General features: G+C 65.7%; 25 protein-coding genes. 6 read left to right on the top strand and 19 right to left on the bottom strand.

Annotated features, from left to right (window positions below; genetic code table 11):
- Nucleotides 1-603: PqiC family protein (locus tag B3E91_RS13295; protein ID WP_287029862.1), on the top strand; the 603-nt coding region annotated here is incomplete at its 5' end.
- Nucleotides 604-1,109: 506 nt separating this feature from the next.
- Here the strand turns inward: B3E91_RS13295 and B3E91_RS13300 are convergent.
- On the bottom strand, nt 1,110-2,651 hold the full coding sequence (locus tag B3E91_RS13300) for an AhpA/YtjB family protein (RefSeq protein WP_287029863.1): 1,542 nt from the start codon (nt 2,649-2,651) through the stop codon (nt 1,110-1,112).
- A 170-nt stretch (nt 2,652-2,821) separates the two neighbouring features.
- On the opposite strand from B3E91_RS13300, the gene serB reads away from it, so the two are divergent.
- Complete coding sequence (gene serB / locus B3E91_RS13305; protein WP_282344106.1) at nt 2,822-4,036, top strand: phosphoserine phosphatase SerB; 1,215 nt, start codon at nt 2,822-2,824, stop codon at nt 4,034-4,036.
- A 52-nt stretch (nt 4,037-4,088) separates the two neighbouring features.
- Here serB and ispA read toward each other — a convergent pair whose 3' ends face one another.
- The 3 genes from ispA to B3E91_RS13320 all read right to left on the bottom strand — a co-directional run bounded on the left by ispA (nt 4,089) and on the right by B3E91_RS13320 (nt 6,077).
- The gene (gene ispA, locus B3E91_RS13310; RefSeq protein ID WP_287029865.1) at nt 4,089-4,976 is read right to left on the bottom strand and encodes a (2E,6E)-farnesyl diphosphate synthase; all 888 of its coding nucleotides are present in this window, start codon (nt 4,974-4,976) and stop codon (nt 4,089-4,091) included.
- Complete coding sequence (locus tag B3E91_RS13315) at nt 4,973-5,215, bottom strand: exodeoxyribonuclease VII small subunit (RefSeq protein WP_287029866.1); 243 nt, start codon at nt 5,213-5,215, stop codon at nt 4,973-4,975. Before B3E91_RS13315 ends, ispA begins: the two co-directional genes overlap by 4 nt.
- A gap of 91 nt (nt 5,216-5,306) precedes the next feature.
- Complete coding sequence (locus tag B3E91_RS13320; RefSeq protein WP_287029867.1) at nt 5,307-6,077, bottom strand: hypothetical protein; 771 nt, start codon at nt 6,075-6,077, stop codon at nt 5,307-5,309.
- 49 nt (nt 6,078-6,126) lie between these two features.
- Here B3E91_RS13320 and B3E91_RS13325 point away from each other — a divergent pair, with 49 nt between their 5' ends.
- Nucleotides 6,127-6,621, top strand: a complete 495-nt coding sequence (locus B3E91_RS13325; RefSeq protein ID WP_287029868.1) for a glycosyltransferase family 10 domain-containing protein — start codon at nt 6,127-6,129, stop codon at nt 6,619-6,621.
- On the opposite strand, the gene B3E91_RS13330 is transcribed toward B3E91_RS13325, so the two are convergent.
- Genes B3E91_RS13330 through B3E91_RS13365 form a run of 8 tightly spaced genes read right to left on the bottom strand, consistent with a single transcriptional unit; the run spans nt 6,594 to nt 15,825 of the window.
- Nucleotides 6,594-7,712, bottom strand: a complete 1,119-nt coding sequence (locus B3E91_RS13330) for a glycosyltransferase family 4 protein (protein ID WP_287029870.1) — start codon at nt 7,710-7,712, stop codon at nt 6,594-6,596. The genes B3E91_RS13325 and B3E91_RS13330 overlap by 28 nt on opposite strands.
- Before the next feature lie 11 nt (nt 7,713-7,723).
- Nucleotides 7,724-8,815: a glycosyltransferase gene (locus B3E91_RS13335; RefSeq protein ID WP_287029872.1), complete on the bottom strand. Its 1,092-nt coding sequence runs from the start codon at nt 8,813-8,815 to the stop codon at nt 7,724-7,726.
- Nucleotides 8,812-9,924, bottom strand: a complete 1,113-nt coding sequence (locus tag B3E91_RS13340; RefSeq protein WP_287029874.1) for a glycosyltransferase — start codon at nt 9,922-9,924, stop codon at nt 8,812-8,814. Before B3E91_RS13340 ends, B3E91_RS13335 begins: the two co-directional genes overlap by 4 nt.
- Nucleotides 9,921-11,117 (bottom strand): glycosyltransferase, encoded by a 1,197-nt coding sequence (locus tag B3E91_RS13345; RefSeq protein WP_287029876.1) that lies wholly within the window; start codon nt 11,115-11,117, stop codon nt 9,921-9,923. Before B3E91_RS13345 ends, B3E91_RS13340 begins: the two co-directional genes overlap by 4 nt.
- Entirely contained in the window at nt 11,114-12,844 is a 1,731-nt protein-coding gene (locus B3E91_RS13350) for an ABC transporter ATP-binding protein (RefSeq protein WP_287029878.1), read from the bottom strand. Before B3E91_RS13350 ends, B3E91_RS13345 begins: the two co-directional genes overlap by 4 nt.
- A complete protein-coding gene (locus tag B3E91_RS13355) occupies nt 12,841-13,755 on the bottom strand; it encodes a glycosyltransferase (protein ID WP_287029879.1) in 915 nt (304 codons plus the stop codon). The genes B3E91_RS13350 and B3E91_RS13355 overlap by 4 nt, the downstream gene beginning before the upstream one ends.
- Nucleotides 13,752-14,924, bottom strand: a complete 1,173-nt coding sequence (locus B3E91_RS13360; protein ID WP_287029881.1) for a glycosyltransferase — start codon at nt 14,922-14,924, stop codon at nt 13,752-13,754. The genes B3E91_RS13355 and B3E91_RS13360 overlap by 4 nt, the downstream gene beginning before the upstream one ends.
- Nucleotide 14,925: 1 nt before the next feature.
- Nucleotides 14,926-15,825, bottom strand: coding sequence for a glycosyltransferase family 2 protein (locus tag B3E91_RS13365; RefSeq protein ID WP_286786099.1), 900 nt, complete (start codon nt 15,823-15,825; stop codon nt 14,926-14,928).
- Nucleotides 15,826-16,377: 552 nt separating this feature from the next.
- Between B3E91_RS13365 and B3E91_RS13370 the strand changes: the two genes are divergently transcribed.
- Genes B3E91_RS13370 through B3E91_RS13380 form a run of 3 tightly spaced genes read left to right on the top strand, consistent with a single transcriptional unit; the run spans nt 16,378 to nt 19,671 of the window.
- A complete protein-coding gene (locus B3E91_RS13370) occupies nt 16,378-17,430 on the top strand; it encodes a Wzz/FepE/Etk N-terminal domain-containing protein (RefSeq protein ID WP_282344557.1) in 1,053 nt (350 codons plus the stop codon).
- Nucleotides 17,431-17,432: 2 nt separating this feature from the next.
- Nucleotides 17,433-18,368, top strand: coding sequence for a glycosyltransferase (locus tag B3E91_RS13375; RefSeq protein ID WP_287029883.1), 936 nt, complete (start codon nt 17,433-17,435; stop codon nt 18,366-18,368).
- Entirely contained in the window at nt 18,358-19,671 is a 1,314-nt protein-coding gene (locus B3E91_RS13380) for a hypothetical protein (protein WP_282344547.1), read from the top strand. Before B3E91_RS13375 ends, B3E91_RS13380 begins: the two co-directional genes overlap by 11 nt.
- Here the strand turns inward: B3E91_RS13380 and B3E91_RS13385 are convergent.
- The 7 genes from B3E91_RS13385 to ppa all read right to left on the bottom strand — a co-directional run bounded on the left by B3E91_RS13385 (nt 19,656) and on the right by ppa (nt 25,667).
- Complete coding sequence (locus B3E91_RS13385; protein ID WP_287029884.1) at nt 19,656-20,603, bottom strand: glycosyltransferase; 948 nt, start codon at nt 20,601-20,603, stop codon at nt 19,656-19,658. The two genes, B3E91_RS13380 and B3E91_RS13385, sit on opposite strands and share 16 nt — an antisense overlap.
- Nucleotides 20,600-21,955 carry a lipopolysaccharide biosynthesis protein gene (locus B3E91_RS13390; RefSeq protein WP_282344545.1) on the bottom strand — a complete coding sequence of 452 codons (1,356 nt, stop codon included), beginning with the start codon at nt 21,953-21,955 and terminating at the stop codon, nt 20,600-20,602. The genes B3E91_RS13385 and B3E91_RS13390 overlap by 4 nt, the downstream gene beginning before the upstream one ends.
- Nucleotides 21,952-22,107, bottom strand: coding sequence for a hypothetical protein (locus tag B3E91_RS13395; protein WP_282344544.1), 156 nt, complete (start codon nt 22,105-22,107; stop codon nt 21,952-21,954). Before B3E91_RS13395 ends, B3E91_RS13390 begins: the two co-directional genes overlap by 4 nt.
- Entirely contained in the window at nt 22,104-22,562 is a 459-nt protein-coding gene (locus B3E91_RS13400; RefSeq protein WP_282344542.1) for a hypothetical protein, read from the bottom strand. The genes B3E91_RS13395 and B3E91_RS13400 overlap by 4 nt, the downstream gene beginning before the upstream one ends.
- A 23-nt stretch (nt 22,563-22,585) precedes the next feature.
- The gene (locus B3E91_RS13405) at nt 22,586-23,722 is read right to left on the bottom strand and encodes a glycosyltransferase family 4 protein (RefSeq protein WP_282344540.1); all 1,137 of its coding nucleotides are present in this window, start codon (nt 23,720-23,722) and stop codon (nt 22,586-22,588) included.
- Complete coding sequence (locus B3E91_RS13410) at nt 23,719-24,714, bottom strand: NAD-dependent epimerase/dehydratase family protein (protein ID WP_287029885.1); 996 nt, start codon at nt 24,712-24,714, stop codon at nt 23,719-23,721. Before B3E91_RS13410 ends, B3E91_RS13405 begins: the two co-directional genes overlap by 4 nt.
- A 425-nt stretch (nt 24,715-25,139) precedes the next feature.
- The gene (ppa, locus tag B3E91_RS13415; protein WP_090225905.1) at nt 25,140-25,667 is read right to left on the bottom strand and encodes an inorganic diphosphatase; all 528 of its coding nucleotides are present in this window, start codon (nt 25,665-25,667) and stop codon (nt 25,140-25,142) included.
- Between the last annotated feature and the right edge of the window lie 29 nt (nt 25,668-25,696).

The following is a 25,696-nucleotide window of genomic DNA, read 5'->3' on the forward strand; positions in this document are numbered from 1 at the left end:
GACAGCGGCAGTCCGGCCATTCCACAGAAGGCCAGCGGGCCGGCGGTGCTGCTCGGTCCGATCCAGCTCGCCGAATACCTGTCCCAGGACAACCTGCTGCAGCGCCAGGCCGACGGCAGCCTGCTCGCCGACCGTGACGCGCGCTGGGCCGGGCGCCTTTCGGCGAACGTCGACGATGTGCTCCTGCGGCAGCTCGCCGGACGCCTGAACAGCCAACGCGTAGCGCTCGCCCCGGCGATCGGCTTCAGCGCCGACGTGCAGGCCCAGCTGAACATCACGCGCCTGGATTCCGGCCCCACCCAGCCGGCGGTGCTCGAAGCGCAGTGGCGTCTGGTGGACAAGGCCGGGCAGCTGCGCGATACCCGCCTGGTGCGCCTGCAGGAGGAGCATCAGGGCAGCGCCGCGGACCAGGTGCGCGCCCAGGGCGTGCTGCTGCAGCGCCTGGCGGGCGAGATGGCCGAGACGATCGGCCCGCTGTCGCGGCAACTGGCCGAAAGCGCGCGCAAGGCCGAGGCGAGGGCGGCGACCGCGACCAAGGAGAAGCCTTCGCGCATCCCGGTCGCCGAACCGGTGCGTAATGGCGCCGAAGTGTTCCGCTTCTAGCCCGCGCCGCTCGCGCAAGAGCCCGGACCGCCCAGCGCGCTCCGGGCTTTTTTATTGGGGTACGAAGGGTAGTGGCTGGTAAAGCACCTGCCCGATTGAGCGGGAGAGTCTCGGCGATAGCGCGTGTGGTGGGTTACGGCGCATGACGCCAGAGAATGACCGGAGCGTCGTCGATGCGCCTAACCCACCCTACGGGTGGCGGGGACATCTGGACGTAGGGTGGGTTAGCGGCGATAGGCTCGGCTTTGTGGGTACGACACCGCAGGTTAACGCCGCGTAACCCACCGGGCGGAGGTTGGCGATAGTCCGTCTGGTGGGTTACGGCGCTTATGGCGCGGGGAAGGAGCGAAGCGTCGGTGATGCGCCTAACCCACCCTACGGGTGGCGGGACATCTGAACGTAGGGTGGGTTAGCGGCGATAGGCACTGGCGGTGGGCACGACTCCGCAGCGCAACGCCGCGTAACCCACCGGGCGAGGCCCCAGGATCACCAACGAAACGGCCGCCTCAGCGGCCGTTCATGTCCTGCATGCGCACCAGTTGGCGTTCGAGCAGCGACGGATAGGGTTCGAGCAGGCGCTCGACGCAGCAGGCGCCCTCGGGGCTGGCGATCGGGCGGATGCGCGCGCGCTGGCGCAGCAGCGGGTCGTCGGCGATGCGGCGTTCCACCAACAGCAGGTTGCGGCTGTGCTGCGACAGGGCCAGGGCGTCCTGGGCGGTTTCGCTGAGCAGCAGTTCGGGCTGGTCGAGGTCGGCCAGGTCTTCGCCGAGGGTCAGTCCCAGTTGCAGTTGCAGGGCGATGCCGCTGTCGGCGACCTCGATCTGCAGGGCATGGCCGAGGGCGCGCATCAGTTCGCCACAGCACAGCGCGTGGGTCAGGTAGTCCTCGCCGCTGTCCTGGCGATGGAAGAGCAACAGGCTGCTGCCGTCGCTCAACGTGTGCAGGTCGCACTGGTAGAGCGAGGCGGCCTTGTCCAGGCAGTCGCGGTAGCGCTGCAACAGGTCGAGCAGGCGGCTGCGCGGCAGGCGGCGCAGCTGTTCCTGGGCGCCGAGCTGGATTGCCAGTACCGCGCTGAGCGCGGGCAGGCTCGGAGCCACCGTGACCGGGGCCGGCTGCACCTGTACCGGCGGCCGTGTTCTCGACGTCTCGACCGGGCTTTCGTCGCGCAGCTCGGAGAACGGATCGTCCTCGTCGTGAAGGCGGCTCGAGGCGCGCATCGGGGCCGGTTCGTCGTCGTCTTCCTCGTCGCTGTCGAAGCGGCTGTCGCCGAGGTCGCGTACCTCGAACTCTTCTTCGGCTTCCTGGTCGAGGTAGTCCTCCTCGAGGTATTCGTCTTCGGGCTCGGGCTCGGGTTTTTCCGGCACCAGGCGCGCCTGCAACTGGCGCGCGAGGTCGCCGATCTCGTCCTGGCGGCCTGCGCCGGGCGCCGGATCGTCCGGGTCGCGCAGCCACACCCGCAGCTCCAGCAGCGGCGTCGAGATGTGCCGGCCCAGGCGCAGGCTCAGCGACAGGGTCAGCGCCAGCAGGATCAGGCTGAGCAGCCCCATGCTCTGCAGGCTGATGGTCATCGGCTGCTCGAACTGCTGCATGTCGAGGCTGATACGCAGCTGCCCGGCAATCACTTCCTGGAAGGTGATCGGCGTGGAGAACACGCCTTCGGTCTCGCCGAGCATGCTCTGCTTGGGCCGCGAACCGGCCTCGGCGAGCAGGCGGTTGTCGACGCTGTAGATCGCCGCGTGGGCGACCAGCCGGTTCTTCACCAGGTTGCCCAGCAGCACGTTGAGGCTGAGGATGTCGTTGGACACCAGTGGATCGCGCGCCGAGGAGGCGGTCTGGGTGATCAGGCTCTGGCCGAGGGCGTCGGCTTGCGATTGCATCGCCTGCTTGAACTGCATCCCCATCACCCAGGCGTAGATCACCAGCGCCAGGGCCACCAGCAACAGGCTGTGACTGGCGATGCGCAGGGCCAGGGGTACACGCCGCTGACGCAGGGCGTGGAAGATGAGGAGGAAGAAGTTGTCGGGCTTGACGGGGGCTGGCCGGTTCACGGAGCTCGGCTCTTCTCGAGTAGGAAATGTGGCCGGCAGTATACGGGAAAAGCCGGGCCAGGCTTCAAGCTAGACGGCCGCCTTTGCGCCAGGCGGACGCGCAGAGCGGGAAGCCGGGCGTCGGCGGCTCGGTTAGAATGGCCGCCGCATTCTTCAGCGGAGCCAGCACCTTGCGCGAAATCGTCCTGATCAACATCACCGGGGAAGACCGCCCGGGCCTGACCGCCGCCATCACCGGCGCGCTGGCACAGGGTGGGGTGAACATCCTCGATATCGGCCAGGCGGTGATCCACGACACGCTGTCGTTCGGCATCCTGGTGGAAATCCCGGACAACCAGCGCGCCTCGGCGGTGCTCAAGGAAGTGCTCTTCACCGGCTACAAGCTGGATCAGCAGGTGCGCTTCACGCCGGTTTCGGAAGCCGACTACCAGCAATGGGTCGGCGGCCAGGGCAAATCCCGCCACATCGTCACCCTGCTGACGCGCAAGGTGACTGCCGAACAGCTGCAGCGGGTCAGCTCGATCACCGCCAAGTTCGGCCTCAACATCGATCGTATCGACCGTCTTTCCGGGCGTATGCCGCTGGATACGCCGGACGAGCGCAGCAACGGCTGCATCGAGTTCTCGGTGCGCGGCGAGCCGGCCGACACGCTGGCGCTGCGCGCCGAGTTCCTCAGCGTGGCGCAGGAGTTGAACGTCGACATCGCCTTCCAGCGCGACTCGGTGTTCCGCCGCAACCGGCGCCTGGCGGTGTTCGACATGGACTCGACGCTGATCGAGGCGGAAGTCATCGACGAGCTGGCCAAGGTTGCCGGCGTCGGCGAGAAGGTGTCCGAGATCACCGAGCGGGCAATGCGTGGCGAGCTGGATTTCCGCGCCAGCTTCACCGAGCGCCTGGCCCTGCTCAAGGGGCTGCCGGAATCCGAGCTGGAAGCCGTCGGCGCCTCGCTGCGCCTGACCGAAGGCGCCGAAGTGCTGTTCGCCGAGCTCAAGCGGCTGGGCTACAAGACCGCGATCCTCTCCGGTGGCTTCAGCTACTTCGCCCGGCAACTGCAGGCCCGGCTGGGCATCGACTACGTGTTCGCCAACGAATTGCAGATCGAGAACGGCGTGCTCACCGGTGTCGCCGTCGAGCCGATCGTCGACGCCCAGCGCAAGGCCGACCTGCTGCGTCAGCTGGCGGAACAGGAAGGCCTGCGCCTGGAGCAGACCATCGCCGTGGGCGACGGCGCCAACGACCTGCCGATGCTCGGCCTGGCCGGTCTCGGCGTGGCCTTCCGCGCCAAACCGCTGGTCAAGCAGTCGGCCAAGCAGGCGATTTCCACCCTCGGCCTCGACGGCATCCTCTATCTGCTCGGTTTTCGCGATCGGGAAGGGCAGGACTAGAGCGGTCCTGCGTCTGCGGGGCGGTTGAATCGCCCCGGGGGAGTGATGGCTGTTAGCTGCGCCGTTCTACGATGAAACGCGCGAGGTCGCGCAGCGGTTCGGCGCGTTCGCCGAAGGCCTCCAGCGCGCCCAGCGCCTGGTCGCGCAGGTCCAGCGCGTAGGCCTTGGCGGGTTCCAGGCCGAGGAGGGCCGGGTAGGTGGGCTTGTCCTGGGCCTGGTCCTTGCCCTGGGTCTTGCCCAGCGTCGCGGTATCGCTTTCCACGTCGAGGATGTCGTCCTGCACCTGGAACGCCAGGCCGATGGCCCGCGCGTAGGTTTGCAGCGCGGCCAGCGCCGCGTCGTCGGCCCGGCCGCTGGCCAGGGCGCCGAGGCACACGCTGGCTTCGATCAGCGCGCCGGTCTTGTGCCGGTGCATGCTTTCCAGCGCGCGCTGGTCAATCTGCCGCCCCACCGACTCCAGGTCGATCGCCTGCCCGCCGACCATGCCTTCGGGCCCGGCCGCGCGGGCCAGGGTGGTCAGCATGCGCAGGCGGGTCTCGGCGCTGGCCCTGGGTGCGCTCGGCTCCGCCAGTACGCTGAAGGCCAGGCTCTGCAGGCCGTCGCCAGCGAGAATCGCCGCCGCTTCGTCGAATGCCTTGTGGGTGGTCGGCTGGCCGCGGCGCAGGTCGTCGTCGTCCATCGCCGGCAGATCGTCGTGCACCAGCGAGTAGGCGTGGATCAGCTCCACCGCACAGGCCGCGTTGTCGGCCTGTTCGGCGTCGCCGCCAAGGGCTTCGCAGGCGGCGTAGACGAGGATCGGGCGCACCCGCTTGCCGCCGTTCATCACGCTGTAGCGCATCGCCTGGTAGAGCCGCGCCAGGTCGTCCTGCGGAGGCTGGAAGAACCGCTCCAGGCACGCGTCGACACGTGCCCGGCAGGCTTTCTGATAGGCCGCGGTCATGCCTCGGGGTCCGCTTCGAAGGGCGCCTCTTCGGTTTCGCCGTCACGCTCCAGGAGTATCTGGACCTTCTGCTCGGCCTGGCTGAGCGCCGCCTGACAGTCGCGGGTGAGGCGGATGCCCTGCTCGAAGGCGCCCAAGGAGTCTTCCAGCGACAGCTCGCCGCTTTCCAGGCGCTCGACCAGGTTCTGCAGGTCGGCGATGGATTGTTCGAAATCGAGTGCAGCTTTCTTGCGGGCCATGGGCGTTCTCTACGACGGGAGCGGAAACCGCGGCGACACTAGCAGAGCGGCCGCGCACGGAGCAAATGGCCGGCGGGGCGAATCCGCGCGATCACGCGCCGGCCAGCTCGACATCGGACAAGGGTGAACAGCCGTTTCGCGCAGTCATTGTGGGCGCGGCTTGGTATCCTGTGCGGGGATTCGGGAGCGTAGCGAAATGGAATGGGGCATGGTGCGGCGGCTGGTGACACTCGGCAAACGCCTGCGCAGGTCGGTCGTAGCTCTGACCTTCGATGCGCATGATTTCTCCGACCCGCTCCCCTGCCTCTGGTCGAAGGGCCTGAGCCGCCAGTGCGACTTCCGCGGGCCGGAAGGCTACTGGCAGGCGCCGACCGAGAGCGTCCAGAGCGAAAGCCTGTTCCGCGAGCATTATGCCGATGCCCACGGTCTGGTCTGGGTCCGGCTGAGCACCCAGTCGCGCGACGGCGTCGCGGCGGATCTGGATCATTTCGTTGCCGCCGCGCTGCCCTCCATCGCCAAGCCCTTCGTGCTGGTGACGTCCGATGGCGACGTTTCGGTGCCCTCCGAGCTTCGTCCGGAAACTGTCGCCGCGCTGCTCTCCTGTTCCTGGCTGGTCGCCTGGTACACGCAGAACCACGACGGCAGCGGCGCCCCGCGGCTCGCGCCATTGCCCATCGGGCTCGACCTGCACACGCCGCGGCCCTTCAGCAGCCCGCGCCGGCTGCTCGACGACCTGGCGCGCATCCGCTCGATGCGCCGCGAGGCGGGTGATCTGCCGCCCACGGTTCTGTGCGACATCGGTCTGAGCCTGGCCTCCGCGCCGCGCATCGCGCCGGTCAAGGCATTGCACGGCTGCAGGCATGTCGAGAGGGTTCGTCGCCGGGTGAGCCAGCGGGCGATATGGCAGCGTTATGCGAACCATCCCTTCGTGCTCAGCCACGGCGCTGTTCCAGTCGGCGACGAAGGACACCAGCGGGCGCAACGCCTTCGCCGCCGAACTGATGCGCCATCTGCCGGTGGACTCCTACGGCCGGTTCCTCAACAACAGCGCCATCCCGCAGCCGGATCGGGGCGCGGCGACCAAGATGGACCTACTCGGCGGCTACCGCTTCTGCCTCGCACTGGAGACCTCCGAGGAGGACTACGTCACCGAGACGTTCTTCCAGCCGCTTCGGCCGGCCTTCGCCGCGAAGATGGACCTGGCGTCCGAGGAAGTCTTCCTGCGGCTCGTCGCGCGCCGGTTGCACGCGAATTCCCGCCCGCAGGATGCCGGCGCCCCGCAACGGCCTTTCGGCTGGCTGGGCTATGCGCGCGCGTCTGCAACACCTGCGGTGCCGGTTGGCCGGCTGAACGCCCCGCGCATGGCCGCGACTCCGGCTCAGCGGGCGTCTGCGACCAGTTGGTGATACAGCGCCACATAGCGCTCGGCCATGCGTTGCGCGGTGAACAGCTGCCAGTAGCGGGCTTCGGCGCGCTGGCCCATCGCGGCGGCTTGCTGCGGATGGTTCCACAGGTACTGCATGGCGCTGCGCAACGCCTCGGCGTTGTCGGCCGGGACCACCAGGCCGGTCTCTTCGCCGATGTTGATGAAGGTGGTGCCGGTGCCGATCTCGCTGGAAATCATCGGCTTGCCATACATCGCGCCTTCCAGCAGCGAGATGCCGAACGCCTCCGAACGCAAATGCGAGGGAAACACCACGGCGTAACTCAGCTGCAGCAGCGCGGCCTTGTCGTTATCGGGCAGGTGGCCGAGGAAGCGGATGTTGAGCAGGCCGAGTTCGGCGGCCTGGGCGCGCAATTCCGCCTCGATCGGCCCGGCGCCGACGATGACGATCGGCAGGTCGGTGCCCCGGGCCGCCTCCAGCAGGATGTGCAGGCCCTTGTAGTAGCGGATCACGCCGACGAAGAGGAAGAACTTCGGGCCGATACGCTCGCGCCAGTAGCGCAGCTTTTCGGGTGAGGCCGCGGGATAGCTGGTCTTGTCCAGGCCGATGGGAATCACGCTGACCTTGTCCCGGTACTGCTCCAGCACATCGCTGGACGCCAGGTAGTTGGGCGAGGTGGCGACGATGTGATCGACGTCGGCGAGGAAGCGCCGCTCCAGCGGCCGGTACAGCTTGAGCAGGTTCTTCTGGCGGATGATGTCCGAGTGATAGGTGACCAGCGTCGGCTTGCGGGTGCGACTGAGGAAGTGCACCAGGTCCATGAACGGCCACGGAAAGTGGTAGTGGATCAGGTCGGCCTGCTTCGCCAGGCGGGCGAACAGCGGGAATGCGGACAGGGAGAAACCGGTGGCGGCGATCTGGAAGTCCAGCCTGGCCCGGTAGCCGTGGTAGCCGTTGATCTCCATCGGCCGTTCGACGCGCTGCTCGCCCAGCGACAGCACGTCGGTGGTCACCCCGAGGCCGGCCGCGCCGCGGGCGATCTGATCGATGACCTGTTCGATTCCACCGATGCTGTCGGGAAGGGAGGTCTTGTAGAAGTGCAGCACGCGCATGGTGAAGGTGCTTATTGGATGATGTTTCTGAAGGCGTCGAGGAAACGTGCCCGGGAGAACTCCGCAGCCCGCGCCTCGCAGGCGGCGCGCATGCTCAACGCCCGCTCGGCGGACATTCGTCCAAGCGCCTCGGCAATGGTATCCGCGCTCGGGTCCGCGGGCAGCAACAGGCCCGTGCGCTGGTCGACGACGCTTTCGCGCAGCCCGCCCTCGGCGACGCCGATCAGCGGTTTGCCCGCCGCCATGGCTTCGACCGCGGACATGCCGAAGTCCTCGTCCTGGGGCACGTAGAGCGCGGCGATGGCATTGCCCATGAGCTGCGCCAGGGCGGCGTCGTCGAGCCAGCCGGCGAAGCGGATGTTCGGCGCGCCGTTCGCCAGCACCTTCAGGGCCTCGAGCTGCGAGCCGCCGGAGGCGACCACCAGCTGTTTGTCCGGCATGCCGAGAAAGGCGCGGACGATGCGGTCGACCCGCTTGTTGGGTTCCAGGCGCCCCAGCGACAGATAGTAGCCCTGCTGGCCGAGGAAGCGAAACCCGGTGGTATCGATGGGCGGGTAGACGACCTCGGCGGCGATCCCGGTGTGTTCGAGCAGGCGCTCGCGGACATGCAGCGAGTTGGTCAGCACACGGTCCATGCGCTGCAGCGCGAGCAGGTAGGCGTGGCGATAGCGTTCGATGGCCAGCCGCAGCGCCGGCCTGGCCAGCGCCGGAGCACGCGCCAGGTAGCGCTCGCGCTGGTCGAAGGCGAAACGCGGCGGCGTGTGGCAATAGTAGAGGCGCCGCCCGCTCGGCTGTTCGAGCGCCGCAAGCGGGGCATAGAGCCCGCTGTAGATCACCTGCCGCGCCTCACGCAGGTACGCGGGCGGCCGGGAGAACGCGGCCAGCGCCCGGGGGATGCGCGGGAGCATGCGCAGGGGCGCGGCGCCGATCACCTGGGGCTCTACGGCGTCGCAATCCCCGGATTCGCGGAACGCCGGGTAAACCCCCGATACGCCGAGGGCGAAGCCGGGCAGCCCGTTGGCCAGGGCGATGACCAGTCGCTCGGCGCCGCCGTTCACCTGTAGGTAGTCGTGCAGGACCCAGTGCGAGGAAGGTACGTTCATGGTTGCCCCGCATCCGACAGGTTCAGCCGTTCCAGCAACTGCCGGGTGACCGCGCCGGCCTCGTAGCGTTCGACGACCTTGGCGTGACCGGCTTCGCCCAGGCGCCGGCACAGCTCCGGCGAGGAAGCCAGGCGCAGCAGCGCCTCGGCGAGCGCCTGGGTGTCGCCCTCCGGCACCAGCAGGCCGTCGACCTCGTGCTCGATCAGCTGCGCGGGCGCGCCGGTGGCGTAGGCGATTACCGGTTTGCGCCGCGACCAGGCCTCTATGACGGTTCTACCGAAGGTCTCCGGCCCGCCGGAATGCGACACCGAGGCCACCACCACGGCGCGGCAGCTGCGCAGCAGGACGGAGGGGTCAGCCACGTAGTCGCCGAGCCGGTAGCTGGCGCCGATGCCGAGTCGCTCGATCAACTGCCGCAAGCGCTGTTGAAGCGCCGGGTCATCCTGCGGTCCGCAGGACAACAGGGCCAGTGGCTGCTGGCGCTCGTGCAGGTGATGCAGCGCCAGGGCCAGATCGGTATGGCCCTTCCAGGGATTGAGCGTGGCCAGATGCAGGATCGGACCTTCGTAGGAAACCGCCTCGTCGGCGATTTCCACCATGTCCGGCACCACCGACCAGGGCGAGGGGCCGAAGGGCGCCGTGTACGCGGGGCTCAGGTAGCCCTGGCGCTGCATCACCACGCTGTTCGGTAGCAGAATCGGCGCGCCGGGCAGGCGGGTGAAGATGAAATCCAGGTCCTGCCAGAGGTAGTCGCGCACGTAGAGATGGCAGCGTCGGGCCAGCGGGCGGACGAACCGCGCGGCCATGGCGGCGATGAGCGCCGAACGCTGGGTGTTCAGCAGGATCGCGTCGGGGCGATGGCGCAGGAACGCGAGCAGCAGCTGCAGCGCCGCGATTCGCCGGCCGGCGGTGTTCTGGCTGGTGCGCACATGAATCAGGCGCGCATTGGCCGGCAATGCTCCCGGCTGTAGCAGGCGCTCCCGGTGCGCGTTGCTCTGGGCAAAGATCACCACCCGCAGGTCCGCTGGCAAATGACGCAGGACGATCTCGATGCTGCGCTCGGCGCCGCCGTAGCCCTGCTCGATGGAGAGGATGAACAGGGTTTTCATGGCCGCGCGTACTGCTGTCGGCAGAGCGCCCAGCCGGCGTTCGCGATGCGTTCGGCAAGCTCGCGCCGGGTCGCCAGGGCGACGATTGATGCGGCGAATTCCTCGGCGCCGTGGGCCGCCAGGTAGTGCTCGCCGGACGTCACCGCGAGGCCGCGCACGCCTTGCCGGGTGGAAATCACCGGGCGGCGGTGGGCGAAACCTTCGAGCGTCTTGAGCTTGGTCCCGCCGCCGGCGAACAGCGGGACCAGGACGATGTGGCTGCGCGCATAGCTGTCGTCGAGGTCGCCGACTTCGGCGGTGAACTCCACCTGCGGCGTGTCGCGCAGCAGCGCTTGCAGCGCCGTGGAGGCATGCCGGCCGATGATGCGTAGGCGCCAGGGCGACGTCAGCGTCGTCGACAGGCGGGGAATCAGGCGCGTCAGCAGGAAGCGCACGGCTTCTTCGTTGGGCGGGTAGTTCAGTGTGCCGACGAACAGCAGGCCAAGTGGCCCGTCGCAGGGGAGACCGGCAGGCGTCGCCGGCAGGGCGATCCGGTTGGGCCGGCAGGCGATGGACAGGCCGGGACGCGCCGGCAAGTGCCGCGCATCGTCGCTCGCGGCCAGGTAGAGGGTTCGGTACTGCCGCGCGATGTCGCGCTCGACCAGGCGGTACTGGATCGCCGTGGACAGCCCGCGCAGCGCGTCGCGGTACTGCCCCATGCGCCAGGAGGCCAGCGCCACGCTGGTTCGCGTGCGGGACTCCAGATCGTCCAGGTCGAGTGCGCAGTCGGCGTGCGGATAGCGCGCGGCCAGTGCTGTCCCGAGGTCTTGCAGGTAAAGCCGGAACACCACGATGCGCTGCACCGTCTCGCCGGCGAGGCGGGCTTCCAGCGCCTCCAGCGTCGATGTCGACGTCCACTGCTGCCAGTCGCTGACGAAGCGACGGGAACACAGGGCGAGCAGCGGCAGCGACAGGCCTGCCAGGCGGCGATAGCGGCGCGTCGTGCTGACCCCGTCCGCCAGCGGCCAGAGCGCTTCGGCGGGGTAGTCCGCGGGCAACGTCGGCCAGCTGTCGCGGTCACCGGCGACCAGCAGGTGCACCCGGTGGTCGCGGCTCAGCGTCTGCAGCCAGTCCCAGGCGCGCAGCGCGCGGCCCGAGCCGCCCGGCAAGGGCAGGACTGGCGTGACGAACAGGGCAACCGGTCTGGATGTCATTCGGCGTTCGCCGCCAGGTCTTCGAGCACGCCGTTCTGCAGGCGCACGGTGCGGTCGGCGAAGCGCAGGTTGCTGCTGCGGTGGGTGATGTAGACCACGCTCATCGCCGGGCAATCGCGGCGCAGCCGGGACAGCAGGCGGGTTTCGCTGGCTTCGTCGAGGCCGGAAGTGGCCTCGTCGAGCAGCAGCAGGTCCGGCCGCCTGTACAGCGCCCGCGCCAGCGCCAGCCGCTGGCGTTCCCCGCCGGAAAGACGCGCGCCGTCGGCGCCGGCCGCGGCGTGGCGACCGCCGGCGAGGCGGGCGACGACCTCCTCCAGCCCGGCCTGGCGCAGCGCGGTATCGACCCGCTCGCCGTCACCGTCGTCGAAGCCGAACACCACGTTCTGCTCGATGCTGTCATCCAGCAGGGCCACGTGCTGCGGGATATAGGCGATGGTGGGTGACGAGCCTTCGGGCCAGGCGTGGCGGACATTGCCCGACTGCGGCTGGTGAATGCCGCAGAGCAGCTCCATCAGCGTGCTCTTGCCGGTGCCGGACGGGCCGACGATGGCGACCCAGGACGGATGCGCGATGTGCAGCGTCGCCTCGTCGAGCACCGTCGGCAGCTGGGGGCCGTGGCGGAAGGTCACCCGCTCGAGGGTGAACATCGGGGTGTCTGCGGCCTGCGCCGTGATGCCCACACGCTGGGTGTAGCCGGCGGCGGCGCGTTCCAGCTCGCCAAGGACCAGTTCGATGTTGTACACCGCGCCGAACAGCGCGGTGCGCGTGCCCAGCACGCTCATCATCGCGGGCAGCAGCGCCCGCGCCACCACGGCGTAGAAGATCAGTTGCGGCAGCAGCAGGTTCAGCGGTCGCCCCATCAGCATCCACAGCGAGACCACCAGCAGGAGGATGCCCAGCACGGCGAAGTCCAGCACCAGTCGCGGCAGCGTCGGGAAGACGGTCAGCCTGACGTTGGCGGCGGCCAGGGCCTTGAGCGAATGGTCGATGTGGCGCAGGAAAAAGGGCTCGAGGTGGTATACGCGAATCTCGCGGAACGAGGCGAAGGCCTCGGCCATGCTGGTGTTCCAGCGCTGCAACGCGGCCTCGCGCGCGTGCGAAGCCTGCTTCTGGCCCCTGCTCAGCAGCCGGTGGGTCAGGGTATTGAGCAGCAGGAATCCCAGGGCCAGCAGGACGGACGCCAGCGGGTACTGCCAGAGCATCAGCGCGGAGAGGAACACCAGCATCAAACTGGAGGAGATCATCGTCACGCATTGCTGGCTGACGTAGGCGGCATCCACCGCCGTGGCCGCGCAGCGGCGGAAGTAATGGGTTCGGCTCTCGCTGCGAAAGCCCATCCAGTCCAGATGCAGGTAGCCCTCCAGCAGGCGGCTGACGGTGTAGCGCTGAACCTGCTGGTTGAAGCGCGCACCGCGCCAGGCCAGCCCGGCCTGGACCATCAGCTTCACGCAGATCAGCAGGAACAGGCCAAGGCTGAGGGTCGGGATGACCGACCAGCCGAGCCGCTGCAGCGTCGATTCGATCAGTACCGGACACTGCTCGTTGAGGCAGGCGACGTAGGGGATGACGGTGGCGGCGACGAGCATTTCCAGCGCCGACAGCCCGCAGGCCCAGATCGACACCCAGTACAGCTGGCGCTTGTGCGCCGGCGACAGGAAACGTGACAGCGCGGCGCCGAACTGGCGCAGCTTCCCCCAGTTGTCGTCGAAGTCCTGGCGGGCAGTCATCGCGAGTTCAGCCAGGATCGGACGCTGTGCCGGGGATGGCTCAGCAGGGTCATCGCGCGTTGCCGCTGGTAGGCCAGCAGGCTGGGCCTGGCGTCCGCCGGCAGGAAACGCCGGGCATTGCGCGCGTAGGTGGTGTCGGCGAAGGCGACGTAGTCGACCGTCAACAGTGCGGCATGGAAATGGCTGAAGTCCAGGCGCGACTCGTCGAACCACAGGTGATTCCACAGGTGCAGGCTGCGGGCCTCGTCCGGCAGCGTCACGTTTCGCAGCAGCAGGTCTTCGATGCCCTTTGGGGTCCAGTCCAGCGAATAGAAGGAAGTGGGCGGCTGGATATCCAGCAGGTCGGGGAAGCGCTTGCTGAGGCGGTACGGCAACAGCGTGGAGTGATTGCTCCAGCTGCCGTCGAACGCCTCGGTCATCGCGTCGAGCCAGTGCCGGCAGAATTCGGCACCGGGCGCCGAGGCGATCCAGGCGTTGCACAGCGAGCGGTCGTCCTCGGCGCCGGCGGGGGCCTTTTCCTCGCCGAGGATGAATTGCCGCGAATGCCAGTCCGTCGGCAAGGGGCGCAGGAACAGGCTGTCGATGTCGGCGTAGATGCCGCCTTCTTCCAGCAGTATCCGCAGTCGCGCGAAATCGGCCAGGTGGGCATAGCGGAACGCCGCCACCGTGGGGTCGTCGTAGCGGTAGTCGGCGACGAAGCGCTCGGGGTCGATGCGCCGCAGGCGCAGCCGCGGCTTGATTCGCTCCCACCATTCGCCGTGTGGCTCATTGTGATAGTGGAAGTGCACCTCGTCGGGCTGGTTCACCTCCAGGCACGAGGCCAGGCAGAGGTAGTACATCAGGTGGAACGGCTCGGTCTGTTCGCGCAGGCCGAAGACGAAATGGAAGACGTTGGGGATCGGGCTGGTCATGCGAGGGCCTTGAGGAGGGCCGCGATCACGGCATCCGGGGAAAAATCGCGGGCGATGCTCGCCGCCTGCTGCGCCGCGCGCTGGCGAGCCGCGACGGGCGCCTCGAAGATCGTCCGCAGCTGGCGCGCGGCCTGCTCCACCGAGGGTTCGGCCCAAAGGTCGGACGGCTTGTAGCTGGCGGACCAGGTCGGTTCGTGGACGGGCACCAGGGTGTAGTCGATCAGCGCGCTGAGTGCGGGGTCGAGATAGTCCAGCTGCCCGCCATAGCCGGTGATCACCACCGGCTTGCCCAGCCGCGCGGCCTCGAAGGCACCCAGGCCCCAGCCTTCGGTACGCGTGAGCGAAACGAAGCAGTCGCCCATCTCGTGCAGTGCGAGCATTTCCTCGTCGCTCAGGGACTCCTCCGCGATCACCGCAACGGGCGCGGGATTGGCGAAGCGGCGTGCCAGCCGCGCGACGCTGCGCACCGGCGACGGATGCCGAAGGCGAAAGCCATTGCGCCAGTGGCGATGCCACTGGGTGATGTCGTTGCGACTGGTCTTCACGATCATCAACACCGGATCGCTGGCGTCGAAGGCCTTCCAGTAGGCCTCCAGTGCCAGGTAGGGCGCCTTGCGGTTGGACCAGTAGCCGACGGTGTAGAACACGAAGCGCTGCCGGTCGTCCCGCGGCAGGCGTGCCCGCAGCGCGGCGCGCGCCGCGGGGGCGGCTTCGGCGAGGCTCTCGAACTGGGGCAGGTGGGGCACCACGTGGATCGGCACGTTCACACCGGCGCGGCGAAACACCTCGACGTTCCACTGGCAAGGCACCAGCACCGCGTCCAGCTGGTTGAGAATCTCTGGCCAGTGCGTCGGCAGGTTTTCCAGCTCCCACACCGTGTAGCCGAGGATGCGTCGCCCGGCCTGGCGCTCCTGTTCGATCAGCGTGGGGAAATACTCCGGCACGGTGTGGATCAGCACGGTGTCGTAGTCGATCGGCCGGTTGCACACGCCGTTCAGCTTGGTTTCCGGCCAGTCGGTGACCGGCTGCAATTGATAGCGATCCGCGCCGGGCAGCATCGGTGCCCACGTCAGCTCGACGCCGGCATCCACAAGCGCGCGGACATAGGCCTTCGCCGCGACCGCGTAACCGGTGGTGTCACCCCAGGAAATGTACTTCAGCCCACGCATGTCATTTGCGCCAGGATGCCAGGTGGAAAGCGGTAAAGCCGCGCAGCATGCCGAGGATCCGCGCGGCGAAGGCCGCGCTTCTCCAGGCGTCCAGCGTGAACAGCTGGATGAACGAGGAAACCAGCGTACGCATGCCCCAGTTGAGCATATGAGGCTGGGGATTCTTCGCGATCAGCGCGCCATCGCCTATGGCATAGCTGTGGAAACGACCCACGGCCCAGGCATTCCAGGGCGGCATCTTGCTCGGGTGCTGCATCTTGATCCGCGGGCTGTAGCAGGCTTTCAGGCCATCCATGTGGTCGAACAGCCGGTTCATCAGGTCGATGCCTTCGGCTGCTGGGAAGGGGGCGCCGGGGCCGAAGCGCTCATCGAAGCCGTCGGCCCGCAGGAACAGCTCGCGGCGCACGAAGAGCGTGGCTTCCGTCAGGCAGCTGAACATTGTGCGGCGGGTGAACTCGGTCGGCTCCTGCTTCCAGCGCAGCACGTTGGGCGCGCCGGTTTCGTCGATGGTCTGGCCGGTGATCACCTGGGTCAGCGGGTCGTTGGAGAGTCGTTGCACTTCGCCCAGGGCATCCGAGAGCAACTGGCAGTCGTCGTCCGGAAAACCCAGCCAGATTCCCCGCGCCAGGCGCGCACCGAGGTTGCGGGCACGGGTGGCGCTGCGGAAGTCGACCTGCTCATGGCGGATATCGAGAAGCCCGGCGAAACGGGCGATCACCTCGACCAGGCGATCGTCGCCATTCTGGTCGACCACGATCACCTCGAGCGTTGGCGCATTCTCCTGTTTCACCAGGCTCGCCAGGCAAGGCTCCAACTCGCCGTCGTCGTGCAGCGTGGCGATGACCAGCGAACAGTGTGGGGCAGAGGGCTGGCGCGCGACGTCGTCGGGGGAACGCTGCATGGTTTCTCGGTTCTATCGGCAAGGCGGCTTTTTCAGCGGAACGCGCGGCAGGCCGGCTGTTCTGTCGATCGGTCGGATGATCGTATTTTCCATACAGGCATGTCTTCTCCTCGCGCCGAGCGGTTCATGGCGTGGGAGCTCTTTCTTCGGGAGGCGACGCGAGCAGGTGCGCCCAGGCGCCGCGGGAGAATGCCTTGACGCGTGGCTATTTACCAGTCCAGAAGGGGATTTTCTCGTATCGATAGCGTTACGAGGGACTAAAACCCGTGAAACCGCTCCGTTTTGGTCTTTCAGATCGATCTTCTGTTTGCGCCTAAGCTATACCCGTTCAGGCCTCTCATCCGCGCAGGCAGGGTAGGTACGAAAGGCGGTGGGCACCATCATGGACGGCGCGTCTCGTGGCGGGCCTGGTACGAAACGGTCGAAGGCTCGCCGCCGTGCGGGTAGTCCAGTGGTCTGAAGCCGCCTGGTTACGGGAAGCAACACTGGCGCCGCCGAATGAAATCGTTACTATCCCGCGAGCAAGAATAATCGAGAGATTTCTTAGTGAACATGCTGACGCAACGTGGAACTGCGGACTCCTCTTATCACCTCGACCTCTTCGATTATCTGCGGCTTCTGTTGCATCGCTGGAGGTGGGTAGCCGGGCCGACGCTGGCCGCCCTGGCCTGCGCGGGGCTTTACCTGCTCCTCACTGCGCCGGTCTACCAGGCGAGAACCACGTTGTTGCCGCCGACGCCGGCGTCGATTGCCGGGTATAACCAGGACAACGGTCGGGCGGGACTGCCGGTCTGGGATTCGGACGCAGTCTACAGTGCGTTTCAGAAGTATCTGTTCAGCGACAGCCTGCGACTCAGCTTCTTCAGGGAAACGGTTTTGCCGGGCCTGAGCGAAGAGCAGCGCCGGAGGCCCGAGGGCGCCTTGCGCCGTGCGTTCGACACGCAGCTCCAGGTGTTGGCCCCGGACAGGCTCAAGCCTTATATCCTCCAGGTCGACGTATTGTCCGAGCAGCCTCAGCAGGCCGCCGACTGGGCCAACGCGTACGTGCGCAGCGCCGAGCGTCTGGCGGACCAGGAGATCCGCGAGACAGTCGAGGCGTCGATCCATCAGCGCGGCGCCCAGTTGCAGCGCCAGATCGATCTGTTGAGAGAAACGGCGCTGAAGCGGCGCAAGGACCGCATCGCGGCGCTGAAGGAGGCGCTGCAGATTGCCCGTAGCGTCGGTCTTGACTCCCCGCAGGCGAGCTCCATGCGGGTTGCTGCCCAGGACAACCTTGCCTCGTTCATCGACGGCAGCCTGCTGTATCTGCGCGGCTCCAAGGCAATCAGCGAAGAAATCGCGTTGCTGGAGGCTCGCGAGTCCGATGATCCTTTCATCGAGTCGCTGCGGGATCTGGAAGAGCAGAAAGCGTTCCTCGGCGGTATCCGAATGCCCGACACCATGCGGGCGGTACAGGTCGATCAGTTGGCGCTGCCGCCAGACGCCCCGGTGAAGCCACGCGCGGTTCTCGTACTGCTGGCCGCCTTGCTGATCGGACTGATCGCCGGGACGCTGCTGGCCTCGGTGCTCGGTGCGGCGACCATGCGAAAGGGCGAGGCGCGCTGAGCATGACGCAGCAGGCGCCACTGGTCACGCTGGTCACGCCTACCTACAACCAGGCGCGCTACCTACAGAAATCACTGGACAGCGTGCTGGAGCAGACCTATCCGAACATCGAGTACATCGTCATCAACGACGGTTCCAGCGACGATACCGAGTCGGTGCTGAGCCGCTACGATGGTCGCGTGAACTGGTCGACCCAGGCCAACCAAGGACAGGCCGCCACGCTGAACGCGGGGTGGAAGGTGGCACAGGGCAAGTACATCGGTTACCTGAGTTCGGACGATCTGCTCGCTCCGGACGCGGTGGCGCGGCTCGTCGCTGTGCTTGAACAGGATCCGTCGGTGGTCTGTGTCTATCCGGACTGCGACCTCATCGACGAGCATGGCGTGGTAGTCAAGCGTGGTCTCTGCAACGGGTTCGATCTCGAAGAGTTGGTGGTCCGGCAGGAGTGCCACATCGGTCCCGGAGCATTGTTCAGGGCCGACGGCTTTCGCCGCGTGGGCGGCTGGAAAACCTATCTGCATCTGGCGCCGGACCGTGAGTTCTGGATGCGCCTGGCGGGCGAAGGAAGCATCCGTTTTCTGCCCGAGTCACTTGCCGGCTACCGCCTGCATGCGCAGTCCATTTCCTATCAATCGACTTCCGACGAGCAATCCAAGGAATACCTTCAGGTGCTGGATGAGTACTTCGCCGGAAACGTCGCGCCGAGCATCCTCGCACGCAAGCAGGAAGCCTATGCGTTCGCCTATTTCCTCATGGCGCGCAATGCCATGCGTAGCGGCCGCCCCCTGCGTGGTGGCCGCTATTTCGTCGAAGCCTGTTCGCGGCATCGCGGCTTCATGCATCCGCGATACCTGCTGCAGTTGGTGCGCAATACGCTGAGCAAGCCGGTCCGGGTGGCGATGGCACGTGTGCGAGCGAGGCGGCTGCGTGCTGACTGATCGCGTCCGGCTCATGCGATGGCTTTTCCCGCTGTTTTACTTCCAGGCATACCTGGGGCTGAGCGTGTTGCTGTTCTTCTTTGGTCCATGGCCTTGGCCGGTGCAGGAGCCGGAGTCGCTGCTGGTGTTCCTGCTGGCCTCCCAGGCATGCTTTCTCGTGGGCTATCTTGCCGCCGCCTGCGTGCCCTTCCCCAAAGGGGCCGTGCTGGACGAGGCGAAGGTGCGTCGCTTCTTCGATTTTTGCCTGGTGGTTAGCCTGGTCCTCGCGATCCCAACCAGCCTGGCCCGCGCGGGCAGCGCGGTGCCGGACATCCTGTTCGGCCTCAGCGATCCGGGACAGGCCTACGTGGATAACTACTATCGCCTGCTCGACGGCAACTCCTACGTATGGGCGGAGTATCTGCGGATTCTCCTGGCCGTCCCCGTTACCTCGACCTTTCCGCTTCTGGTCTATCTCTGGGGCGGTCTGGGCTGGGTACGGCGCTTATTGGGTATTGTCGCTGTCGTTTTCCACATGTGCGTATACATGGCGATCGGCACCAACAAGGGGATCGCGGACGTCGTCATCACCCTGCCGCTGCTGCTGGTGTTGGCGAGTTGGTCCGGCGGAATTCGCCTGCAGGTGTTCCGCCCCCGTTACTTGCTGCTGTTCGTCCTGGCGTTCGCGCTGTTCCTAGGATTCTTTTCGGCGGGCCAGGTCGGACGGACGGGCGGGGTCGGGGAGGCGGGACTACTGCCGGCGGGGCAGGTGATGGTCCAGGCCGATCGCCGCGATGGTGAATATGCGCAAGTTCTGCCGCCTGCGTTGATGGTTACCTATGAATCGCTGACGCGCTACATGGGGCAGGGTTACTACGCCTTCGCCGTCGGCATGGACCTGGACTCGCCGAGCACATTTGGCTTCGGCAATTCCATGTTCCTGAATCGAAACATGGACGCATTGCTGGGCACCCACTACTTCACCGAGAATTCCCTGCCCAGCGTCCTGGAACAACGCAAGGGTTGGAGCATGATGATGCTCTGGCACTCGCTCTACACATGGTTGGTGTCGGATTTCGGCCTGGGCGGGACGCTTTTCCTGATGGGATTTTTCGGCTTCCTGCTGTCGCTGGGCTGGCGCCGTTGCCTCGACCGGCAGGGCGTCCTCTGGCTGACGATGGCGTACATGATGTTGATCCTGTTCTATTACACCCCAGCCAACAACCAGCTGTTCCAGATCGGAGAGACCACTTCCGCTTTCGTCATGGTGCTGCTCTGGCTGATGCTTTCCGGAGAACGGATCTTCTATCAGCGCAAGGGGTGATCGAGCCGCTGCCTGAGCCAGGCACGCCATGCATTCCTGGCACGCAAGCGCGGCAGGCCGAAGAGGCCGTTGGCCAGAAGTTTGAGGTTGCGGTAGCGGGTCGGCCAGGCCGGCCAACAGCGCGACGCTTCGGCAAGCGCGGTCGCAGCCTTGCGCCAGCGGCCTGCCAGCAAATGCAGGCGCGCCGTCAGCACCTGGGTGTTGGCGCGGGCGCGGAATTGCTGCCGAGCCAGACTGTCCGGTACATCATCGCGGGAGAAAAAGCGTTGCACGGCGATGGCGTACTCCCCCGCACGCTGTTCATCAGGCGCGCGAAAGGTCTGCGATTGTTCGTGTACGCGGAAAGCCGCGAGGGTTTCCGGATAGTGATGCACCGTACCGCACAGGCCCACGCGCAGCAGGAAATCCCAGTCGGGAATCAACCGCAGACGCACGTCCCATCCGCCGATTCGTTCCAGCACGCAGCGTCGTAGCAGGGCGCCGGGGCCAACCGGACAGAAGCCGTTGATCACCACCTCGTAGTGGTCGAACGGCGGTGCGATGACTTGCTTGAGTCGCCGACCCTCATGATCGATCAGCCAGTAGTCGGGATACACCAGCATTCGCTGTTCGTCTTCGAGCAGCGCGGCGACCAACTTGCCGATAGCGCTGGGTTCAAGGCGGTCATCGGCGCTCAGGTACCCCAGGATGTCGCCGGAGGCATGCCCCCAGCCGCGGTTGAGGCTGGCGGACTGGCCCTGATTGCTCTGTTGCAGCAACACGATCTTGCCGGTATAGCCCGCAAGAATGGAGGCTGTACGGTCGGTCGAGCCGTCGTTGACGACGATGACCTCAAGGTTGCCATAGTCCTGGGCAAGCAGGCTGTCCAGCGTGTCGGCGAGGTAATGCTCTGCGTTGTAGGCAGGTACAACCAGGCTTACGCGTGGGCTCATAGCAATCTCTTCAGGGTTCGCAGGGGGTGTAGCATCCCTTGCAGCGAGGCGACTGTCACTAGTCCCAGGCGCATTCTGACGCAGACACACATGGCCAGGCTCTGAAGACCCAAGGCAATGGCGACGCCGAGGGCGACGCCGCTGGCGCCGAGCCAAGTACCCAGCAAGAGCGCCAGTGGGATCAACAACGCACCGCTCAACCCGGTGATCCACAACATGTCGCGCTGGCGTCCGGTCATCATCAGGGTGTAGCCGGCCGAGCCGCAGAGCACGTTGACGCACTGCCCGGCGCCGAGGATCAGCAGAACCCCGTGAGCACCGCGATAGCTGGCGCCGAAGAACAGCTCGAGCAGCAGCGGGCCGGCGACAGCGAACAGGATCAGCGCCAAGATGGCTGGCAATGCCGCGAGTGCGGCCGAGTCGCGCAGAAGGCTCTGCAAACGGGCATGCTGGCCGAGCGCGTGCTGTTCGCTGATCATCGGGACCAGGGCCGAATTGAGCACCAGCAGGGGCAGGGTGAGCAGTTGGGTCAATCGAGAGGCGGCTCCGTACAGGGCAACGTCGGTACTGTCGGCCAAATGGTTGAGAATCCACAGATCGGCCTGGGTCAGCACGACCAGAAGCAGATTGGTACCCCACAGGGGCAGCGATAGCGCCAGCAATGTCCGCCAGCCCGGCGTCTGTGGCGCAGGCAGTCGACGCAAAGCACGGCGCAGTGCCATCGAGCAGATGAGAACCGCCAGAAGCGTTGCTCCGGCTACCAGTATGACGGTCTGCCGTAGTGTTGGAGTGCCATACAGCGCGGCGATGCCGAGCGCCGTTAGGTACAGCAAGCTGGAGCAAAGGCCTCCATACACCGAGGCGCGGAGTATGTCCTGCAGACCGCGAAAGGTTTCCGCAAGGGCTGACTGCAGCGCCAGGCCTATTGTCCAGATGATCAGGAGGATCGGCAGGAGCACGTCCGGTGGGAATTTCAGGAATGCCGCCAGTTGCCTGCTCACCGGCGGTAGCAACAACACGGTCGCATAGACCAGCGCGGCGAAGGCTAGCAGCTTCAGGGCCATCCATATGGCGCCCTTGGCCCGTGCTGGCCTGCCCAGGGCCATCGCTTCGGATACCAGTCGCACGACACTCAGATTCACGCCGCAACCGATCACGATGGCACTGATGGAGCAGAAGCTGAACAGGATGAAGTAGTTGCCCGCCGCGGCGGGCTCCAGCGTGCGGGTGATGAGTGTGGTGACGAGCAGCCCCGAGAAGGCTGCGAGCAGGCGCACCGCGAGGGAAATGGCGCTATTGCGTGCCAGGCTGGAAGATTTGCCTGCGGCAACCGGAGGGGTGGTGGAGTTCATGTCGGCACCGTTTCGCCCTTGAGCATCCCCAGCAGCGAGGCGCCCGCGGCAAGGTTGGACTGCGCTGTGCTCGGCACCATGAGTGCAAACTCCGAATTCACGCCGACCCGGCTTCCAGGCTCGTTGGAGCCGAAGACCATCACGGCGATCATGGGATCAGTCCGATTCGTCCAGATCGTTGTTCAGGGCCAACGGTTTCATCCGCCGGGCGATGACCGGTGATGGCAACCTCCTTCAGCGTCTTGGAAAGCGCCAGGGCGCTAGCCGGATAGGCCGCTTTGTCCGGTTTTCCGGTGCCCCTGATCTTGGTGTGCGCCGCTTGCGTGACGTCGGGCACGCAGCAAGCAACCCGCTCGGGCGTCGCGACATGAAAGGCGTTGACGATATCGCGCGTCGCGCTCTGAAGGATGGCGGAATGGCGCGCATCGCGTCGGTGGATCTTCGACTTGGGATGCGCATGGCGCGGCAGCAGCACATCAGGCTGGCTCTTTTCGTCGCGACCAAGGGTGTGGATTCCCTTCGGGGCGCTGCGAAGAAAACCGCCGAAAGCGGCGTTGCCGAAAGGCCCCGTTCCTTCGGAGATCAGCAAACATCTGTCTTTCAGCATTCCCGCTCTCTTCGGTGTTTCCGTCACGCAGATGTTACGGAAATTCCTGAGTAGGCGCGCAGACAACGCTGGGCCACCTCGCGCCAGGTGTAGTCCTGCAGAACGAGCTGCTTGAGTCGCTGGCCTTGGACGGGCAACAGGTCCCGCTGTGACAGCATCTGGCGCATACCTTCGGCAATTGCAGGCGCTTCGACCGGAACGATCCGGCCTCCGGCGATTCTTTCTACTTCGTCGAAGCCGCATTGGTCGGTGAGCAACACCGGTGTACCCACCAGGCCTGCTTCCAGCGCGACGATGGACATTGCTTCCTTCCGGGAGGGTATCACTAGGAAATCCGCCGCGCGCAGCAACGGGTATTTGCTGTCTGGCTGCAAGTGTCCGGGGAACTCGACGTTGCTGGCGATTCCCAGCTGCTGTGCCATGGCTTCGAGTGTTGCTCGTTCACCGAAATCCGGGCCCGCCACCACCAAGCGTGCGGTCGGATAGTCTTGCTTGACCTGGGCGAATGCTGCCAGCAACAGGTCAGGCCCTTTTATCGGCGCAAGGCGCCCGAGAAACGCGATCAAGGGTGATTCAGCGCTCCCCGGCTCCCAGCGAGGCGGCGAACGATCCCCCTCCTGATCCTGCTCGTGAACCCCATTGGGAATCAGCAGCGGCGCGTCGCAAGGAATGCCGTAGGGTGGGTAGTCCTTGCGCTCTGCGTCGGTCACCACCATGCAGCGTTCGGCGTTGCGGACCAGCTGGTAACCGATTACGGCGTTGTAAAGTTTCTTCAGCAGGCGCGACCGGCCCGCAACCGGTAGCGAGCCGGCCGGACAATAGAAATAGGGTATGTCGTGGCGCTTCGCGAGCCAGCCGACGAGCCCTGCGAGCCAACTCCAGTGTCCGGTGATCTGTACCACATCGGCCCGTGCTATCCAGTCGCTGATGCGTGCCGGAGAGGCCAGTGGCAGGTAGAAGCGGCGGCCCAGGTTACTCAGCAGCAGGCACTCGAATTCGGCCAGTTCGGCGCGCCGTTCAGCGGTAAGTCCAACCGTGGTGCTCAGCAGCATGACGGTGTGCCCAAGATCTTGCAGCGCCCTGGCCAACTGAAAGGTTCGCTCGGCCGTGCCGCCTCCCAGGGTGGTGTCGATGGAGTCACAGACCAGCAGTATCCTCATGAATTTCCCTTCCGCTGCAACGCGTACCATCGACCGTATTCCCTCACGGCCTGTTCGAAATCTTTCTTTGGCGCGAATCCGAGGCTGGCTAGCCGGGTCCCAATGATCTGCAGACGTGGGTCGTCCTGGGAACGCCGCGAGAGGCGCAGCAGGGCATGAAGCACCGAAGAGGGAATGCTCAGGGTAGAGCGCAGCTTCGGTGCATCCATCGATGCGGCGAGGAGTTCGTCGACGCGCTGGTAGTGATTCGACGGATGTGCATCCTCTGCGACGATGAAAACCTGACCCAGCAGCGGCTTTGGATGGAAAGCCAGCAGTTCTACCGCCTGGACGACTGTTTCGACGGGCACCAGATGCATGTTTCTGTTGCCGTAAACGAAGCGCAGCACGGCGCGGGTCCATAGAGGCCAGTCCAGCATGCGTCGCGCCAGTTGCTCGAGATTCCTGGAGTCAGGACCGAACACCGCGGTTGGTCGCAGGATCGCCAGGTCGACCCGAGAACCCAGGGTGGCCGCTAGCTCCTGCTCCACCACCAGCTTGCTTTTCTCGTATCGGGACAACGGATTGGGCGGCGTATCTTCATTGGCTTCGCTGCGGTCGGAGCGACCCAACACCATCGCGGTGCTGACATGTATCAGCCGCCGAACGCCGTTTTCGATGCAGGCCGAGGCGAGCTGACGAGCATGATCGTGCGGAGATTCTTCGGCGGCGGTTGACCATGCGAGGTTGATCAGGACATCGGTGCCGGTGAGAAATGCCTGCAGCGAGTCGGGGGTGTTCAGGTTGCCAATGTAATGGCGGGTCCCATCCGCAGAGGGAGCAGATGTCGCCGAGCGACACAGTTGCCGAATCTCGCATGGCAGCGGGAGAAGCGAATCCAGCAGGTGACGGCCGATGAAACCCGACGCGCCGATGAGGCCAATTGTCAGTGGCTGCTGGGAGGTCGGTCTGTTAATCACCAGTGGACCCACCCCTTGCCTGATGGTCTCCATGAAGACAGCAGGGCGTGGCAATCAATGCGTACGAGCATGCCTCTGCGGTCGGACCACCATGGCAGATACGGAATCCATTCATACATCCCTGCTTCCATGTTTTTTATTATGGTCTTCAAGCCGCTAAATACCTGCCTGCGTTTGCATATCTAGACATCTGGCATTTCAGGTCGATGCGTTTGATCGGAGTGGCGCCGATTAGTTGCGGTCTTCCTGGCTCCCATCAACCAGGGGCCCGGCGAGTCTGGGGTCGGTTTGGCTTTTCACACGCATCCGTGCTTTCGATACAACCCGTTCTCGTTCCAGGCATCGGAGCGCTTGTATGTATCAAGCTTCCGATTATTTGGATATTTGTTTCTAATTATTAATGTCTGTAGGCAATAAAAAAGCCGGCTTGTGGCCGGCTTTTCGGAGAGGGCAGCAGCTTACTTTTGGTAAGCCGCGGCCGCCTTGAGAATTTCGGCGCGGGCGGCGTCGGCGTTGCCCCAGCCTTCGACCTTCACCCATTTGCCTTTCTCGAGATCCTTGTAGTTCTCGAAGAAGTGCTTGATCTGCTCGATCAGCAGCGGCGGCAGGTCGGTGTATTCCTGGACGTCCTTATAGATGCTGCTCAGCTTGTCGTGCGGAACGGCGATCAGCTTGGCGTCGCCGCCGGCTTCGTCGGTCATGTGCAGCACGCCGACCGGGCGCGCGCGGATCACCGAGCCCGGCGCCACCGGGTACGGCGTCACGACCAGCACGTCGAGCGGGTCGCCGTCGTCGGCCAGGGTGTGCGGGATGAAGCCGTAGTTGGCCGGGTAGAACATCGGCGTGGCCATGAAGCGATCGACGAACAGGCAGTCGGTGTCGTGATCGATCTCGTACTTGATCGGCGCGTGGTTGGCCGGGATCTCGATGGCGACGTAGATGTCGTTGGGCAGGTCTTTGCCAGCCGGAACCTTGCTGTAGCTCATGGGGTGACTCCCGGTATTAGGGCCAAAAA

The sequence above is a fragment of the Pseudomonas sp. UBA6310 genome (genome assembly GCF_002438225.1).
In the GTDB taxonomy this organism is placed as follows: domain Bacteria; phylum Pseudomonadota; class Gammaproteobacteria; order Pseudomonadales; family Pseudomonadaceae; genus Pseudomonas_O; species Pseudomonas_O kuykendallii.

What these genes read in the sequence shown, in the direction of transcription:
- ispA (WP_287029865.1), bottom strand. Translation starts at nt 4,976, where the DNA reads ATGACCGCGGCCTATCAGAAAGCCTGCCGGGCACGTGTCGACGCGTGC.
- B3E91_RS13315 (WP_287029866.1), bottom strand. Translation starts at nt 5,215, where the DNA reads ATGGCCCGCAAGAAAGCTGCACTCGATTTCGAACAATCCATCGCCGAC.
- B3E91_RS13320 (WP_287029867.1), bottom strand. Translation starts at nt 6,077, where the DNA reads ATGCCTGCAGCCGTGCAATGCCTTGACCGGCGCGATGCGCGGCGCGGA.
- B3E91_RS13325 (WP_287029868.1), top strand. Translation starts at nt 6,127, where the DNA reads ATGCGAACCATCCCTTCGTGCTCAGCCACGGCGCTGTTCCAGTCGGCG.
- B3E91_RS13330 (WP_287029870.1), bottom strand. Translation starts at nt 7,712, where the DNA reads ATGCGCGTGCTGCACTTCTACAAGACCTCCCTTCCCGACAGCATCGGT.
- B3E91_RS13335 (WP_287029872.1), bottom strand. Translation starts at nt 8,815, where the DNA reads ATGAACGTACCTTCCTCGCACTGGGTCCTGCACGACTACCTACAGGTG.
- B3E91_RS13340 (WP_287029874.1), bottom strand. Translation starts at nt 9,924, where the DNA reads ATGAAAACCCTGTTCATCCTCTCCATCGAGCAGGGCTACGGCGGCGCC.
- B3E91_RS13345 (WP_287029876.1), bottom strand. Translation starts at nt 11,117, where the DNA reads ATGACATCCAGACCGGTTGCCCTGTTCGTCACGCCAGTCCTGCCCTTG.
- B3E91_RS13350 (WP_287029878.1), bottom strand. Translation starts at nt 12,844, where the DNA reads ATGACTGCCCGCCAGGACTTCGACGACAACTGGGGGAAGCTGCGCCAG.
- B3E91_RS13355 (WP_287029879.1), bottom strand. Translation starts at nt 13,755, where the DNA reads ATGACCAGCCCGATCCCCAACGTCTTCCATTTCGTCTTCGGCCTGCGC.
- B3E91_RS13360 (WP_287029881.1), bottom strand. Translation starts at nt 14,924, where the DNA reads ATGCGTGGGCTGAAGTACATTTCCTGGGGTGACACCACCGGTTACGCG.
- B3E91_RS13365 (WP_286786099.1), bottom strand. Translation starts at nt 15,825, where the DNA reads ATGCAGCGTTCCCCCGACGACGTCGCGCGCCAGCCCTCTGCCCCACAC.
- B3E91_RS13370 (WP_282344557.1), top strand. Translation starts at nt 16,378, where the DNA reads ATGCTGACGCAACGTGGAACTGCGGACTCCTCTTATCACCTCGACCTC.
- B3E91_RS13375 (WP_287029883.1), top strand. Translation starts at nt 17,433, where the DNA reads ATGACGCAGCAGGCGCCACTGGTCACGCTGGTCACGCCTACCTACAAC.
- B3E91_RS13385 (WP_287029884.1), bottom strand. Translation starts at nt 20,603, where the DNA reads ATGAGCCCACGCGTAAGCCTGGTTGTACCTGCCTACAACGCAGAGCAT.
- B3E91_RS13390 (WP_282344545.1), bottom strand. Translation starts at nt 21,955, where the DNA reads ATGAACTCCACCACCCCTCCGGTTGCCGCAGGCAAATCTTCCAGCCTG.
- B3E91_RS13395 (WP_282344544.1), bottom strand. Translation starts at nt 22,107, where the DNA reads ATGATCGCCGTGATGGTCTTCGGCTCCAACGAGCCTGGAAGCCGGGTC.
- B3E91_RS13400 (WP_282344542.1), bottom strand. Translation starts at nt 22,562, where the DNA reads ATGCTGAAAGACAGATGTTTGCTGATCTCCGAAGGAACGGGGCCTTTC.
- B3E91_RS13405 (WP_282344540.1), bottom strand. Translation starts at nt 23,722, where the DNA reads ATGAGGATACTGCTGGTCTGTGACTCCATCGACACCACCCTGGGAGGC.
- B3E91_RS13410 (WP_287029885.1), bottom strand. Translation starts at nt 24,714, where the DNA reads ATGGAGACCATCAGGCAAGGGGTGGGTCCACTGGTGATTAACAGACCG.
- ppa (WP_090225905.1), bottom strand. Translation starts at nt 25,667, where the DNA reads ATGAGCTACAGCAAGGTTCCGGCTGGCAAAGACCTGCCCAACGACATC.